This is a genomic window from Streptomyces sp. NBC_00210 (assembly GCF_045160975.1).
GTDB lineage: Bacteria > Actinomycetota > Actinomycetes > Streptomycetales > Streptomycetaceae > Streptomyces.
On the sequence record NZ_CP108120.1, the window covers coordinates 6,409,963 to 6,424,941 of the forward strand.

General features: G+C 67.7%; 14 protein-coding genes. 10 read left to right on the plus strand and 4 right to left on the minus strand.

Annotation, left to right across the window (positions count from 1 at the left end; all coding sequences use genetic code 11):
* Positions 1–202 precede the first annotated feature (202 nt).
* Complete coding sequence (locus tag OG729_RS28945) at positions 203–559, plus strand: iron-sulfur cluster assembly accessory protein (RefSeq protein ID WP_360867362.1); 357 nt, start codon at positions 203–205, stop codon at positions 557–559.
* A gap of 119 nt (positions 560–678) precedes the next feature.
* On the opposite strand, the gene OG729_RS28950 is transcribed toward OG729_RS28945, so the two are convergent.
* Both OG729_RS28950 and OG729_RS28955 read right to left on the minus strand, forming a co-directional pair.
* Positions 679–2,166, minus strand: a complete 1,488-nt coding sequence (locus OG729_RS28950; RefSeq protein WP_405808803.1) for a hypothetical protein — start codon at positions 2,164–2,166, stop codon at positions 679–681.
* Between the two features lie 116 nt (positions 2,167–2,282).
* On the minus strand, positions 2,283–2,489 hold the full coding sequence (locus tag OG729_RS28955) for a hypothetical protein (protein ID WP_360866465.1): 207 nt from the start codon (positions 2,487–2,489) through the stop codon (positions 2,283–2,285).
* 128 nt (positions 2,490–2,617) lie between these two features.
* On the opposite strand from OG729_RS28955, the gene OG729_RS28960 reads away from it, so the two are divergent.
* The gene (locus OG729_RS28960; RefSeq protein ID WP_360866462.1) at positions 2,618–3,592 is read left to right on the plus strand and encodes a carbohydrate kinase family protein; all 975 of its coding nucleotides are present in this window, start codon (positions 2,618–2,620) and stop codon (positions 3,590–3,592) included.
* Between the two features lie 171 nt (positions 3,593–3,763).
* Here OG729_RS28960 and OG729_RS28965 read toward each other — a convergent pair whose 3' ends face one another.
* Entirely contained in the window at positions 3,764–5,146 is a 1,383-nt protein-coding gene (locus OG729_RS28965) for an aminotransferase class V-fold PLP-dependent enzyme (protein ID WP_360866459.1), read from the minus strand.
* Positions 5,147–5,529: 383 nt separating this feature from the next.
* Here OG729_RS28965 and coxB point away from each other — a divergent pair, with 383 nt between their 5' ends.
* The 4 genes from coxB to OG729_RS28985 all read left to right on the plus strand — a co-directional run bounded on the left by coxB (position 5,530) and on the right by OG729_RS28985 (position 10,023).
* The gene (gene coxB / locus OG729_RS28970; protein ID WP_360866456.1) at positions 5,530–6,486 is read left to right on the plus strand and encodes a cytochrome c oxidase subunit II; all 957 of its coding nucleotides are present in this window, start codon (positions 5,530–5,532) and stop codon (positions 6,484–6,486) included.
* On the plus strand, positions 6,483–8,213 hold the full coding sequence (gene ctaD / locus OG729_RS28975; RefSeq protein ID WP_360866453.1) for a cytochrome c oxidase subunit I: 1,731 nt from the start codon (positions 6,483–6,485) through the stop codon (positions 8,211–8,213). The genes coxB and ctaD overlap by 4 nt, the downstream gene beginning before the upstream one ends.
* Positions 8,210–8,608 (plus strand): cytochrome c oxidase subunit 4, encoded by a 399-nt coding sequence (locus tag OG729_RS28980; protein WP_360866450.1) that lies wholly within the window; start codon positions 8,210–8,212, stop codon positions 8,606–8,608. The genes ctaD and OG729_RS28980 overlap by 4 nt, the downstream gene beginning before the upstream one ends.
* Before the next feature lie 161 nt (positions 8,609–8,769).
* Entirely contained in the window at positions 8,770–10,023 is a 1,254-nt protein-coding gene (locus tag OG729_RS28985; protein WP_360866448.1) for an Ig-like domain-containing protein, read from the plus strand.
* Positions 10,024–10,085: 62 nt separating this feature from the next.
* On the opposite strand, the gene OG729_RS28990 is transcribed toward OG729_RS28985, so the two are convergent.
* Complete coding sequence (locus OG729_RS28990; protein WP_360866445.1) at positions 10,086–10,487, minus strand: hypothetical protein; 402 nt, start codon at positions 10,485–10,487, stop codon at positions 10,086–10,088.
* A gap of 178 nt (positions 10,488–10,665) precedes the next feature.
* Between OG729_RS28990 and OG729_RS28995 the strand changes: the two genes are divergently transcribed.
* The 4 genes from OG729_RS28995 to OG729_RS29010 all read left to right on the plus strand — a co-directional run bounded on the left by OG729_RS28995 (position 10,666) and on the right by OG729_RS29010 (position 14,829).
* Entirely contained in the window at positions 10,666–11,286 is a 621-nt protein-coding gene (locus OG729_RS28995) for a heme-copper oxidase subunit III (RefSeq protein WP_360866443.1), read from the plus strand.
* 65 nt (positions 11,287–11,351) lie between these two features.
* Positions 11,352–12,161 carry a c-type cytochrome gene (locus OG729_RS29000; protein WP_360866440.1) on the plus strand — a complete coding sequence of 270 codons (810 nt, stop codon included), beginning with the start codon at positions 11,352–11,354 and terminating at the stop codon, positions 12,159–12,161.
* Positions 12,158–13,210 (plus strand): Rieske 2Fe-2S domain-containing protein, encoded by a 1,053-nt coding sequence (locus OG729_RS29005; RefSeq protein ID WP_360866437.1) that lies wholly within the window; start codon positions 12,158–12,160, stop codon positions 13,208–13,210. Before OG729_RS29000 ends, OG729_RS29005 begins: the two co-directional genes overlap by 4 nt.
* On the plus strand, positions 13,207–14,829 hold the full coding sequence (locus OG729_RS29010) for a ubiquinol-cytochrome c reductase cytochrome b subunit (protein WP_360866434.1): 1,623 nt from the start codon (positions 13,207–13,209) through the stop codon (positions 14,827–14,829). Before OG729_RS29005 ends, OG729_RS29010 begins: the two co-directional genes overlap by 4 nt.
* The last annotated feature ends 150 nt before the right edge of the window (positions 14,830–14,979 follow it).

A 14,979-nucleotide genomic window follows, 5' to 3' on the forward strand; every position in this document is an offset into this window, starting at 1 on the left:
ACTTTGACGATGTCCATAGCGTCGATGTGACGCACCCCCCGTACACCCCGCTGTACACCCGCCGTCCACAGGTCAGCCCCCTCCCGCGAGCCGGTGTGCGAGCATGAAGGGGAAAGTCAGCCCCTCGGCCCGGAATGAATCCGCGGCCATGCCGGTTGCAATCGTCGGCAAGCAGTCTCCGTACAACCCGGGAGAGAAGCAGATGTCCGTATCGGACGAGACCACCACCGTGAACGACGGCATCCTCCTGTCCGACGCCGCCGCGGCCAAGGTCAAGGCCCTGCTGGACCAGGAAGGCCGTGAGGACCTGGCGCTGCGCGTCGCCGTTCAGCCCGGCGGCTGCTCCGGCCTGCGCTACCAGCTGTTCTTCGACGAGCGTTCGCTCGACGGCGATGTCGTCAAGGACTTCGGCGGCGTCAAGGTCGTGACCGACCGGATGAGCGCCCCGTACCTGGGCGGCGCGTCGATCGACTTCGTGGACACGATCGAGAAGCAGGGCTTCACGATCGACAACCCGAACGCCACCGGGTCCTGCGCCTGCGGCGACTCCTTCAGCTAAAGCTCGAGGCGGGTACGACTAAAGCTCGAGGCCGGTACGACACGTACGAAGGCGGCGCCCCCGACACCGGGGGCCGCCGCCTTCGTACGTGCGCTGTGTCAGTTCGGTGCTGTGTCGCTTCAGCGGGTCGGGCTCCGCGGTACGGCCTGACCAGTCTGAGCGTCCACGACCTTCCGGTCGCCCAGCGGCTTGTCCAGCGTCACCTTCTCCGTCAGCTCCTTGGCGATGGCGATGCAGACCCGATCCGGGTCCGGGTTCGTCTCGGTGATCTTGACCTTCACGGTGTCGGCGCTCTCCGTCGCCGTCGCCGCGTAGTCGCTGCACACCCCGCCCCAGAACGTCACGGTCAGGGTCCGCCCGTCCGCGCTGTACGACTGGACGCGCCGGTCGGACGGCGTCGCGTGGTCCTTCCGCGGCTCGGTCGGCTTGACGTTCTGTGCCGGCGGCGTGGGCTGCTTCAGGAACTTCGGGGCCACCGCGGGCTGCGCGATGGTGAACGGCTGGGCGCCGCCCTTCGGCTCCACCTGGAAGAGCCACGACGGTACGAGTGCCTGCTGCCCGTCGACGTACTGCGCGGCCAGTCCGAAGACCGCCTTGCCGATCGTCAGCTGTTGCGGACCCGTAACCCCGCCCTTCGGCTCGCACGGGGCGTCGGGCTTCTGCTCGCCCTCCAGCGGCACGGGCGTGGCGCAGCCGCCGATACCGATCGGGCCGCTGCCCCTGGAGTCCTTGTTCAGCTGCTTCAGCGCCTCCTGGGCGGAGATCACCGGATACTCGTCGCTCTTGACGGGCTTCTTCAACTGCCCGCTGCCGCCGACCACTTGACCGTCCGCGCCGACCTGGACGCCGGTCGTCCAGCCGTACGTCGGCAGGCCGCCGACCACCGGATCGGCGTTCACCACCCGTACCGAGCCCATCAGTTGGCGGGCGTCCAGCTTCGCGTCGCTCTGGCCGAGCGCCTTCAGCACGGGCGACGCGGCCTTCTTCGCGGCCTCCTCGCTCACCGGCGCGGTGCGGGCCGTGCTCCCGCCCGTTGTCCCCAAGTCGCCACGGGACGGACAGACATCGACCTTCTTGCAGTTGTCACCGCCCGGCGAAGGCCCGAACCTGGCGAACGTCCAGGTGCCCGGCGCCTCCTTGTTGACCTGCAGCAGCGGGCCCGCGCCGTCCTTGTCCGCCCCGATCTTCCAGGCCTGGCCGACCGGCCGCGGTGTGCCCGGCAGCCCGAGCGCCTTCGCCAGCGCCGTCACCTCGGCCGCCGTGACAGCACCCTTCGCACGGTGGACGGCGGCCTTGTCCGGTCCGTCCGGCAGCTTGCCCGCGGCCCGGTAGACGACCCCGCCCGAGGGGTCGGGCTCACCCGGCGCGATGCCGCTGCGGCCCGAACCGTCCCCGCGGTCGTCCAGGGCGAGCGGGGGCGGATTCGAGCCCTTGCCCGGCGCACCGCTCTTGGCCTGTGCGCCGTCGCTGCCGAAGCCGGCCGTCGCGAAATACGCGCCACCGCCACCCGCGATCAGCACAGCCGCCGCCACTGAGGCGACGACGAACGGGGAACGCCGACGGCGGGGGCTGTCCACGCTGTTGGGGGGTCGCTCCGTACTGCTCACCGCATCGCTCCTTGTCTCATGTCTCCGTTGTACGGGGACATGAATGTGACGGAGCGGGGGAGCGCACGGTTCCCTGATGCGCCCCCCGTTGAGCGGAACTCAGTCGCCGAGCGGAACTAGTCGCCGTATTCCGCCATCGCGTCGAGAAGCCGGGCGGAAGAGGCCGGAACCACGACACCATGGATACGGGACGGCGGCACAGGCGCGGGCACGGCCGCCGCGGGCACCACCCAGTGCGGAGCCATCCGTGCGCAGTCACCGCGCAGCTGGGCCAGACTGATCTCGGACTCTCGCGACTCGCGGGGGGTGATGGGCTTCGTCATATCCGCACCGTACGCACCGGGGCGACCATGAAAAAGGCCTACTATCGGGTAGTTTCCGCACTTCGCGAGGGGCCGTCGACCCGGTAGCGTGAACTGTCAAACCCACCCCGCCCCAGGAGCGCATCGCCGTGCGAATCGCAGTCACCGGCTCCATCGCCACCGACCATCTCATGACCTTCCCCGGCCGCTTCGCCGACCAGTTGGTCGCGGACCAACTGCACACGGTCTCCCTCTCCTTCCTGGTCGACAACCTCGATGTGCGCCGGGGCGGTGTCGGCGCCAACATCTGCTTCGGAATGGGACAGCTCGGCAGCGGGCCGATCCTGGTCGGCGCGGCCGGATCCGACTTCGACGAGTACCGCGCGTGGCTGGACCGGCACGGCGTGGACACCGCCTCCGTACGCATCTCGGAGGTGCTGCACACCGCGCGCTTCGTCTGCACCACGGACGCCGACCACAACCAGATCGGCTCCTTCTACACCGGCGCGATGAGCGAGGCCCGCCTCATCGAGCTGAAGTCCGTCGCCGACCGGGTCGGCGGGCTGGACCTCGTCCTGATCGGCGCGGACGACCCCGAGGCGATGCTCCGCCACACCGAGGAGTGCCGCTCGCGCGCGATTCCCTTCGCGGCCGACTTCTCCCAGCAGATCGCGCGCATGAACGGCGACGAGATCCGGATACTGCTGGACGGGGCGACCTTCCTCTTCTCGAACGAGTACGAGAAGGGGCTCATCGAGTCCAAGACGGGCTGGACGGACGCGGAGATCCTGGCGCGCGTCGGCCACCGGGTCACTACGCTCGGCTCGAACGGCGTCCGCATCGAGTGCGCCGGTCAGCAGCCGATCGAGGTCGGCGTGCCGGAGGAGGAGGCCAAGGTCGACCCGACGGGCGTCGGCGACGCGTTCCGCGCGGGCTTCCTGTCGGGCCTGTCCTGGGGGGTGAGCCTCGAGCGCGCGGCGCAGGTCGGCTGCATGCTGGCGACGCTGGTGATCGAGACGCTGGGCACGCAGGAGTACACGCTGCGGCGGGCGCACTTCATGGACCGCTTCACGAAGGCGTACGGCCACGACGCGTCCGCGGACGTCCAGCGCCACCTGCACTGACACCGGGGCTCCGCCCCGGACCCTGCCCCCACGCCCTGCGGGCGTGGGGGCACCCCCATGCCTCAAACGCCGGCGGGGCTTGATATGCCCGGCCACGTCAAGCCCGTCCGGGGTCCGGGGGCGAAGACCATGGTTCGGGAAGGGGCGGGGAGGGGCACCCCCCGGCAGACGTCACATCACCCGACGCACCACGTACGCCACGCCTCGCTCCGCCCCTTCCTCGCCCACGTACTCCTGCCCCCGCATCTCGCACCATGCCGGGATGTCCAGCCGCGCCGCCCCGTCGTCCGACAGCACCGTCACCGTGCCGCCGATCGGCACGTCCCCGATCACCTTCGCGAGCTCGATCACCGGGATCGGGCACCGCTTGCCGAGTGCGTCCACCACGAGTGACGCCGTCTGCCCGGACCCCGGCGAAGTGACGGGCGCGCCGAGGCGTTCCCGTACCGCCGACACCACACCGGGCAGGACCGACAGGAAGCGCTCCACGTCCTCCTCCGTCGTGCCGAGCGGCAGCGAGACCCGAACATTCCCCTCGCTCAGCACCCCCATGGCCCGCAGTACATGGCTGGGCGTGAGCGTGCTGCTCGTACAGGAGGAGCCCGACGAGACCGAGAACCCCGCCCGGTCCAGCTCATGCAGCACTGTCTCTCCGTCGACATAGAGACACGAGAAGGTGACGAGATGAGGGAGGCGGCGCACCGGATCGCCCACCACCTCGACATCCGGCACCAGCTCCGGCACCCGTGCGCGGATCCGGTCCACCAGGGCCCGCAGCCGTACCGCTTCGTCCGCCGCCTCCGCCCGTACCGCCCGCAGCGACGCCGCCGCCGCCACGATCGCCGGGATGTTCTCGAAGCCGGCCGACCGCCCCGACTCCCGCTCGTCGGCGGGCCCTTGAGCGGCGAACCGGACACCCTTGCGTACGGCGAGCAGCCCCACCCCGGCGGGCCCGCCCCACTTGTGCGCGCTCGCGGCGAGCAGCGACCAGTCGCCGGCCACCGGCCCCCACGCGAGCGACTGCGCCGCGTCGACCAACAGCGGCACCCCCGCCGTCGCGCACGCCTCGGCAACCTCCGTCACCGGCTGTTCCGTTCCCACCTCGTGGTTGGCCGACTGCAGACAGACCAGCGCGGTGTCGTCCCGCAGGGCGGCGGTGTACGCGGCAGCCGATACCGCCCCGGCACGGTTCACCGGCACCTCCGTCACCGTCGCCCCGTCGGCCGCCTCGTGCTCGGCCGCCGCATGCAGCACCGCCGAGTGCTCGACAGCGGAGACCACCAGATGGCGCCCGACACGCCGACGCCCCGCGAGCACGCCGGAAATTCCGAGGTGAATCGCTCGGGTCCCCGAAGGAGTGAAGACGAGCTCGTCCGGCCGGCAGCCCACGGCCTCCGCCGCGGCCTCCCGCGCCGCGTCCAGCAGCAGCCTGGCGCGCCGCCCCTCGCGGTAGAGCCGGGCGGGATCGGCCCAGCCCTCGTCGAGGGAGGCCTGCAGGGCCTGCCGGGCCACCGGGTGCAGTGGAGCGGAGGACGCGACATCGAAGTAGGGCACGCTGCAACGCTAACCCTGCCGAGTCACCACGTCCGTGGTTGCCCCCGCGCTCCCGGTGGAGGGTTCGTGGGCGCGTCCCCGCGCTCCCGGTAATGGGGGCGCGGGCAGAGGGCCGTACGCCGGTGCCGGCTCCATGGGGGGCGTAGGCCAGGGGCCGTCAGATGCCCACCGGAGGCCGGGATTCAGCGCCTGAACCAAGGGCAGTCCATTCCTTCGGGGTGTCGGACGGCGCGTTGGGCACCCTCCCCGCGCGACCCCAAATAGCGTCCAGTAGGGTTTGGTCCGCATAAACATCCAAACCCCTGCCCGCGTCAGGGCCGGCGACCGACAAGCGAGACGGCCGCATCCCGTCGCGCGGGCCGAGACTCTCGGGAAGGCGCTACGTGAGTCCCAACGGCTCCGACCGCTCGTCGCGGCGCCCGATGCGGCGGAAGCTGCTCCAGGTGCTGACCGCGGGCGTTGTCCTGGCGACCGCCTCTGGTTGCACATACAAGGACTTCCCCCGCCTGGGAATGCCCACCCCGGTAACGGAGGAGGCTCCCCGGATCCTCTCCCTCTGGCAGGGCTCGTGGGCGGCAGCGCTCGTCACGGGCATCCTGGTGTGGGGGCTGATCATCTGGAGTGTCATCTTCCACCGGCGCAGCCGTACCAAGGTGGAGGTACCTCCGCAGACCCGGTACAACATGCCCATCGAGGCCTTGTACACGGTGGTTCCGCTCATCATCGTTTCGGTGCTCTTCTACTTCACCGCACGTGACGAGTCGAAGCTCCTTGCTCTCTCCAAGCCCGCCCACACGGTCAACGTGGTCGGCTACCAGTGGAGCTGGGGCTTCAACTACATCGAGAACGTGCCGGGCGTGAAGGGTGACGCCAAGACCGACGCGAACCTGGCAGCGATTCCGGACAGATTCCATGCGGACTACCCGGCGAACGCGGGCGGCGTCTACGACGCCGGCATCCCCGGCACCCGCAACCCCCAGACCGGCAACCCGGGCCCGACGCTGTGGCTGCCCAAGGGCGAGAAGGTCCGGTTCGTCCTGACCTCTCGTGACGTCATCCACTCCTTCTGGGTTGTCCCCTTCCTGATGAAGATGGACGTCATCCCCGGGCACACCAACTCCTTCGAGGTGACGCCCTCCCAGGAGGGCACCTTCCTCGGCAAGTGCGCGGAGCTCTGCGGCGTCGACCACTCCCGGATGCTCTTCAACGTCAAGGTCGTCTCCCCGGAGCGCTACCAGCAGCACCTCCAGGAGCTGGCGAAGAAGGGGCAGACCGGCTACATCCCGGCCGGTATCGAGCAGACCGACCCGGCCCGGAACTCGGAGACGAACAAACTGTGAGCATCCTCAACGAACCTCAGGGTGCCGCCGAAGCAGCTGACGACTCGTACGCGAACGAGCTGCCGGTACGGCGCAAGCAGCCGGGGAGTGTGGTCGTGAAGTGGCTGACCACCACTGACCACAAGACCATCGGCACGATGTACCTGATCACGTCGTTCGCGTTCTTCTGCATCGGCGGTCTGATGGCGCTCTTCATGCGCGCCGAGCTGGCCCGTCCCGGCACCCAGATCATGTCGAACGAGCAGTTCAACCAGGCGTTCACGATGCACGGCACGATCATGCTGCTGATGTTCGCGACGCCGCTGTTCGCCGGATTCGCGAACTGGATCATGCCGCTGCAGATCGGCGCGCCCGACGTGGCGTTCCCGCGGCTGAACATGTTCGCGTACTGGCTCTACCTCTTCGGCTCGCTCATCGCGGTGGCCGGCTTCCTCACCCCGCAGGGTGCGGCCGACTTCGGCTGGTTCGCCTACTCCCCGCTGTCGGACGCGGTCCGCTCGCCGGGTGTCGGCGCCGACATGTGGATCATGGGTCTGGCCTTCTCCGGCTTCGGCACGATCCTCGGTTCGGTCAACTTCATCACCACGATCATCTGCATGCGCGCTCCCGGCATGACGATGTTCCGGATGCCGATCTTCGTGTGGAACGTGCTGCTGACCGGTGTGCTGGTCCTGCTGGCCTTCCCGGTGCTGGCCGCCGCGCTCTTCGCGCTGGAGGCGGACCGCAAGTTCGGCGCCCATGTGTTCGATGCGGCCAACGGCGGCGCGTTGCTCTGGCAACACCTCTTCTGGTTCTTCGGCCATCCAGAGGTGTACATCATCGCCTTGCCGTTCTTCGGGATCGTCTCCGAGGTGATCCCAGTCTTCAGCCGCAAGCCGATGTTCGGTTACATCGGACTGGTGGGCGCGACCATCGCGATCGCCGGTCTGTCCGTGACGGTGTGGGCGCACCACATGTACGTCACAGGCGGCGTGCTGTTGCCGTTCTTCTCCTTCATGACCTTCCTGATCGCGGTACCGACCGGTGTGAAGTTCTTCAACTGGATCGGCACCATGTGGAAGGGCTCGCTGTCCTTCGAGACTCCGATGCTGTGGACGATCGGCTTCCTGGTCACCTTCACCTTCGGTGGACTGACCGGCGTCATCCTGGCCTCGCCCCCGATGGACTTCCACGTCTCCGACTCGTACTTCGTCGTCGCGCACTTCCACTACGTCGTCTTCGGCACCGTGGTCTTCGCGATGTTCGCCGGCTTCCACTTCTGGTGGCCGAAGTTCACGGGCAAGATGCTGGACGAGCGGCTCGGCAAGATCACCTTCTGGACGCTGTTCATCGGCTTCCACGGCACGTTCCTGGTGCAGCACTGGCTGGGCGCCGAGGGCATGCCGCGTCGGTACGCGGACTACCTCGCCGCCGACGGCTTCACCGCGCTGAACACGATCTCCACGATCAGCTCGTTCGTGCTCGGTCTGTCGATCCTGCCGTTCTTCTACAACGTCTGGAAGACGGCCAAGTACGGCAAGAAGATCGAGGTCGACGACCCGTGGGGCTACGGCCGTTCGCTCGAATGGGCGACGTCCTGCCCGCCGCCGCGGCACAACTTCATCACTCTGCCCCGGATCCGCAGCGAATCCCCGGCGTTCGATCTGCACCACCCGGAGATCGCGGCCCTCGAGCACGTCGGCCACGGCGCCGGCGTCATTGCTGGTGAGAAGGAGGCGGGCAAGTGAGGATCCAGGGCAAGATGTTCCTCTGGCTGAGCGTCTTCATCCTCGCCATGGCGGTCGTCTATGGCGTGTGGTCGAAGGAGCCTGCCGGCACTACGGCGCTCTTCCTCGGCTTCGGCCTGAGCATCATGATCGGCTACTACCTGGCCTTCACGGCCCGGCGAGTGGACGCCATGGCGCAGGACAACAAGGACGCCGACGTGGCGGACGAGGCCGGCGAGGTGGGGTTCTTCTCCCCGCACAGCTGGCAGCCGCTCTCCCTGGCCGTGGGCGGTGCCCTGGCCTTCATGGGCGTCGTCTTCGGCTGGTGGCTGCTGTACTTCTCGGTCCCGGTCGTCTTCATCGGTCTGTTCGGCTGGGTATTCGAGTACTACCGCGGCGAGAACCAGAACCAGTAGTTCCGGCTGAGGGTCCGGGGGTTGGCCCCTGACCAATACGGCGCCGCGTCAAGCGACACACGGCAGGGCCCGGATCCCCTTCACTCGTGAGGGGGATCCGGGCCCCTCCGTTTGGAGTCACCCAGCGCGCCGCTGCCAACTGATCTTCATAGCGTGTGCTTATGAACCACACGCCGCGCATTCGCACCGTCCTCAGCTGCACCTTGCTGGTCGTGTCCTTCGGCGCGACCGCAGCAGCATGCTCGGACTCCGACAGCCACCCGCTCGCCGCGAAGCCGTTCGACGCGGCGGACCAGGTCTCCGTCAACACCCCCGACGGCGGCACCAAGGTGGACCCCGACAAGCCGCTCGAGGTCGTCGCCACGGGCGACGACGGCCGGATCACCGATGTGACCGTCACCGACGACTCGGGACACCACCTCGCCGGCGAACTCGACGCCGAAGGCGCCCGCTGGCGCTCCACCGCACCTCTGTCCGCCGGCGTGAAGTACACCGTCAAGGTCTCCACGGAGGACGAGGACGGCTCCCCGGGCGTCCGTACGCTGGCCTTCGAGACCTCACCCGCCAAGCGGCTCCTGACGGTCAACCTCGGCCCCAAGGCGGGCACGTACGGCGTCGGCCAGCCCATCACCGCGGAGCTCAGCCTCCCGGTCAAGGACAAGGCGGCCAGGGCCGTCGTGGAACGCGCCCTGAAGGTCGAGTCCATGCCCTCCGTGGAGGGCGCCTGGTACTGGGTGGACGACAAGAAACTGCACTACCGCCCGAAGGAGTACTGGCCCACCGGCGCGACCCTGCGGGCCACGAGCAACCTCCAGGGCGTCAAGGTCTCCGACAAGCTCTACGGCGGCCCCTCCAAGGACCTGAAAATCACCATCGGGGACCGCATCGAGGCCATTACGGACGCGGGGTCGCACCAGATGACGGTCAAGCGCAACGGAGAAGTGATCAACACCATTCCGGTGACCACCGGCAAGCCCGGCTTCTCCACCCGCAACGGAATCAAGGTCGTGCTCGGCAAGGAGTACTTCGTACGGATGCGCGGTACCAGCATCGGGATAGCGGAGGGCAGTGCGGACTCGTACGACCTGCCCGTCTACTACGCGACACGGGTCACCTGGAGCGGTGAGTACGTCCACGCCGCGCCCTGGTCGGTCGGCTCACAGGGGTACGCGAACGTCAGCCACGGCTGCACCGGGATGTCCACCGGCAACGCCGCGTGGTTCTTCGAGACCGTCCGTGAAGGCGACATAGTCAAGGTCATCAACAGCCAGGGCGCCGAGATGGACCCGTTCGGCAACGGCTTCGGCGACTGGAACGTGTCCTGGGACAGGTGGCGCGGTGGCAGCGCGCTGGTGGCCGACACCAAAGACGGCAGCAGCCCGGTGGACGTGGCGCGGCTGCGTCCCGAGGTCTGACGGCCCGGCCAGGCACGGTCCGGGCCCGTCTCAGAAAGGGCGACTGGGAAAGCGGCTCGGCTTCAGGAATTGATGGCCAGCCGGGCGCGCAGCAGGCCGGCCAGCGCGTCGGCGAACTCCACCGGATCGACCGGGAGCGTCACCGCGGCCTCCGCACGGCTCCAGGTGGCCAGCCAGGCGTCCTGCGGGCGGCCGATCAGCAGCAGCACCGGCGGGCAGTTGAAGATCTCGTCCTTGATCTGCCGGCAGACGCCCATGCCGCCCGCGGGAACCGTCTCACCGTCCAGGACGCACGCGTCGATGCCGCCCTCGTCCAGCCGCTTCAGTACGGCGGGGAGGGTGGCGCACTCGACGAACTCGACCGGGGGAACATCGGGCGCGGGCCTGCGTCCAGCGGCCAGCCGCACCTGCTCGCGAGTGTTGGCGTTGTCGCTGTAGACCAGGACTGTGGCGCTCGACTGCATTGTTCCTCCGAATCGACGGCGGCACTGCATCAGGAACCGATGCGCGGATGCTACTCCGTCCCACTCCCTGTCAACAGCGCTTCGGACACTGCTTCGATGGGCCGTTCGGGCTGGACACAGCCTACTGACACACCGAACGGCACCCCCCGGAGTGAGGGCGGGATAAGCGACCGACATAATGTCGGTCGTGGCGACAGCAACGACAGTAGAAACCGGGCACGCGCACCCGTCGGTCAATCGACCGAACCTCACCAGCGTCGGAACCATCATCTGGTTGAGTTCCGAGCTGATGTTCTTCGCGGCCCTCTTCGCGATGTACTTCACCCTGCGATCGGTGACGGGCGCCGAGCACTGGAAGGAAATGGCTTCGGCCCTGAACTTCCCCTTCTCGGCGACGAACACCACGATCCTGGTGCTCTCCTCCCTCACCTGCCAGCTCGGCGTGTTCGCCGCGGAGCGGGGCGATGTGAAGAAGCTCCGCGCCTGGTTCGTGATCACCTTCGTGATGGGCGCGATCTTCATCGGCGGTCAGGTCTTCGAGTACACCGAGCTGGTCAAGAAGGACGGCCTCTCGCTGTCCTCCGACCCGTACGGCTCGGTGTTCTACCTGACCACCGGCTTCCACGGCCTGCACGTGACGGGCGGCCTCATCGCCTTCCTGCTGGTACTCGGCAGGACGTACGCGGCCAGAAGGTTCACTCACGAGCAGGCAACCGCCGCCATCGTCGTGTCCTACTACTGGCACTTCGTCGATGTCGTCTGGATCGGCCTCTTCGCCACGATCTACATGATCAAGTAGTCGGGCCGGGCCCGACACACATCCAGCAAGCATCGACGCAGAAGATCCTGACACCGGGGTAATCCGTGAAAAAGCTCTCCGCACGACGACGCCATCCGTTGGCGGCGGTCGTCGTCCTACTCCTCGCGCTGGCGGCCACTGGGGGGCTGTACGCCGCGTTCGCACCCGTGGACAAGGCGCAGGCCGATGAAACCGCCCAGTCCCTCGCCATCCAGGAGGGCAAGAAGCTCTACACCGTCGGCTGCGCCAGCTGCCACGGAACCGGCGGTCAGGGCACCTCTGACGGCCCGAGCCTGGTCGGCGTGGGCTCCGCCGCGGTCGACTTCCAGGTCGGCACGGGCCGGATGCCGGCCCAGCAGCCCGGCGCCCAGGTGCCGAAGAAGAAGGTCATCTACACGCAGCGCGAGATCGACCAGCTCGCGGCGTACATCGCCTCCTTCGGCGCCGGTCCGATCGCGCCGACCGAGAAGCAGTACAGCCCCGAGGGTGCGGACATCGCCAAGGGTGGCGACCTGTTCCGTACCAACTGCGCCCAGTGCCACAACTTCACGGGTGAGGGCGGTGCGCTGACGGACGGCAAGTACGCCCCGAACCTCGAGGGCGTGGAACCCAAGCATGTCTACGAGGCCATGCAGACCGGCCCGCAGAACATGCCCTCCTTCCCCGACACGACGATGCCCGAGCAGCAGAAGCGGGACATCATCGCGTACCTCCAGAACGTGAACGGTGACGAGTCCGAGAGCCCCGGCGGCCTCAAGCTGGGTGGCCTCGGCCCCGTGCCCGAGGGTCTGTTCGGCTGGATCTTCGGTCTGGGTGCACTGATCGCAGTTGCCGTCTGGGTCGCGGCCCACACCGCTAAGGCCAAGAAGTCATGAGTAGCCAAGAGATTCCAGAAGAGAACCTGCCCGCTGAGCAGGGCACCGCGCACGGCACGGTAGAGACTGCCGAAGATCCGTTCGCCGACCCGGGGCTGCCGGTCCACAAGCCGCGCATCCAGGACATCGACGAGCGGGCCGCCAAGCGCTCCGAGCGTGCGGTCGCCTTCCTGTTCACGCTGTCGATGCTGGCCACGATCGGCTTCATCGCCTCGTACGTCATCTTCCCGGTCGACAAGATCGTGTTCATCTGGCCGATCGGCCATGTGAGCGCGCTCAACTTCTCGCTGGGCATGACGCTCGGCGTCGCCCTCTTCTGCATCGGCGCGGGCGCGGTCCACTGGGCCCGCACCCTGATGTCCGATGTGGAGATCGCCGACGAGCGCCACCCCATCGCGGCCCCCGCCGAGGTCAAGGCCAAGGTGATGGCGGACTTCGCGGCGGGTGCCGAGGAGTCCGCGCTCGGCCGGCGCAAGCTGATCCGCACCACCATGTTCGGCGCGCTGGCCATGGTGCCGCTCGCCGGTGTGATGCTGCTGCGCGACCTGGGACCGCTGCCCGAGAAGAAGCTCCGGACCACTCTGTGGGCCAAGGGCAAGCAGCTCATCAACATGAACACCAATGAGCCGCTGCGTCCCGAGGACATCGTCGTCGGATCGCTGACCTTCGCCAAGCCGGAGGGCCTGGAGGAGGACGCGCACGACTTCCAGAAGGAGATCGCCAAGGCGGCCCTGATGATCGTCCGTCTGCAGCCGGAGGACATCAAGGACAAGCGCGAGCTCGAGTGGTCGCACGAGGGCGTCGTGGCGTACTCGAAGATCTGCACCCACGTCGGCTGCCCGATCAGCCTGTACGAGCAGCAGACGCATCACGTGCTCTGCCCCTGCCACCAGTCAACCTTCGACCTCTCCGACGGCGCCCGCGTCATCTTCGGCCCGGCCGGTCACGCCCTTCCGCAGCTGCGGATCGGTGTGAATGCTGAGGGCAACCTTGAGGCGCTCGGCGACTTCGAAGAGCCCGTCGGTCCTTCCTTCTGGGAGCGCGGATGAGTACTACAGAGAAGAACCGCAAGGCACCCGCGGGCGAGCGGGTCGCCGACTGGGCGGACGGACGGCTCGGGATCTACTCCCTCGCCAAGTCCAACATGCGGAAGATCTTCCCGGACCACTGGTCCTTCATGCTGGGTGAGATCTGCCTGTACAGCTTCATCATCATCATCCTCACGGGTGTGTATCTGACGCTGTTCTTCCACCCGAGCATGAACGAAGTCGTGTACGACGGCTCGTACGTCCCGATGCAGGGCATCCGGATGTCCGAGGCGTACTCCTCGACGCTGGACATCAGCTTCGACGTCCGCGGCGGCCTGCTCATCCGGCAGATCCACCACTGGGCGGCGCTGATCTTCGTCGCGGGCATGATCGTGCACATGATGCGCGTCTTCTTCACGGGCGCCTTCCGCAAGCCCCGCGAGGTCAACTGGGTCTTCGGCTTCCTGCTGCTGGTGCTCGGCATGTTCACCGGCTTCACCGGCTACTCGCTCCCCGACGACCTGCTCTCGGGTACGGGTGTCCGGTTCATGGAGGGCGCGATCCTGTCCATGCCGATCGTCGGCACGTACATGTCGTTCTTCCTCTTCGGCGGGGAGTTCCCCGGCGGGGACTTCGTGAGCCGGTTCTACTCGATCCACATCCTGCTGCTGCCGGGCATCATGATGGGCCTGCTGGTGGGCCACTTGATCCTGGTCTTCTACCACAAGCACACGCAGTTCGCGGGCCCCGGACGTACGAACAAGAACGTCGTCGGCATGCCGCTGCTGCCGGTCTACATGGCCAAGGCCGGAGGCTTCTTCTTCCTGGTCTTCGGTGTGATCGCGGCCGTCGCCGCCATCGCCTCGATCAACCCGATCTGGGCGCTGGGTCCGTACCGTCCGGACCAGGTGTCCACCGGCGCTCAGCCGGACTGGTACATGGGCTTCTCCGAGGGGCTGATCCGGGCCATGCCCGGCTGGGAGATCAACTTCTGGGGCCACACTCTCGCCCTGGGCGTGTTCATCCCGCTGATGATCTTCCCGCTGGTCCTGGCCACGATCGCGGTCTACCCGTTCGTCGAGTCCTGGGTCACCGGGGACAAGCGCGAGCACCACATCCTGGACCGCCCGCGCAACGCCCCGACCCGTACGGCCTTCGGTGTGGCGTGGCTGACCTGGTACTTCGTCCTGCTGATCGCAGGTGGAAACGACATGTTCGCCGTCTTCTTCCATCTGTCGATCAACGACATCACCTGGTTCGCCCGGATCGGCTTCTTCGTCGCGCCGGTCGTCACCTTCGTCATCACCAAGCGAATCTGCCTTGGTCTGCAGCGTCGCGACCGGGAGAAGGTGCTGCACGGACGCGAGTCCGGCATCATCAAGCGCCTGCCGCACGGTGAGTTCGTCGAGGTCCACGAGCCGCTCAACCAGGAGCAGCTGTACACGCTGACCGCGCACGAGCAGCCCAAGCCGCTGGAGATCGGCCCGACGGTCGACGAGAACGGTGTCGAGCGCAAGGTCCCGCTCACCCAGAAGCTCAGGGCGAGGCTCAGCAAGGGCTTCTACGGCGAGGGGACCAAGATCCCCAAGCCCACCCCGGATGAGTACAAGGAGATCACCAGCGGCCACGGCCACCACTGATCCCAGCTGACCGCCCCCAGCGGTCGCCACAGCTGGGGGCACCTCCCGGCGGTAGCTGAGCGAGAGCCCCGTCCATTCATCGGACGGGGCTCTTTGCTGTCCCCGGGGCTGGATAGGGTGGGAGCATCCCTGTTCGGCTGTGGACCCTGG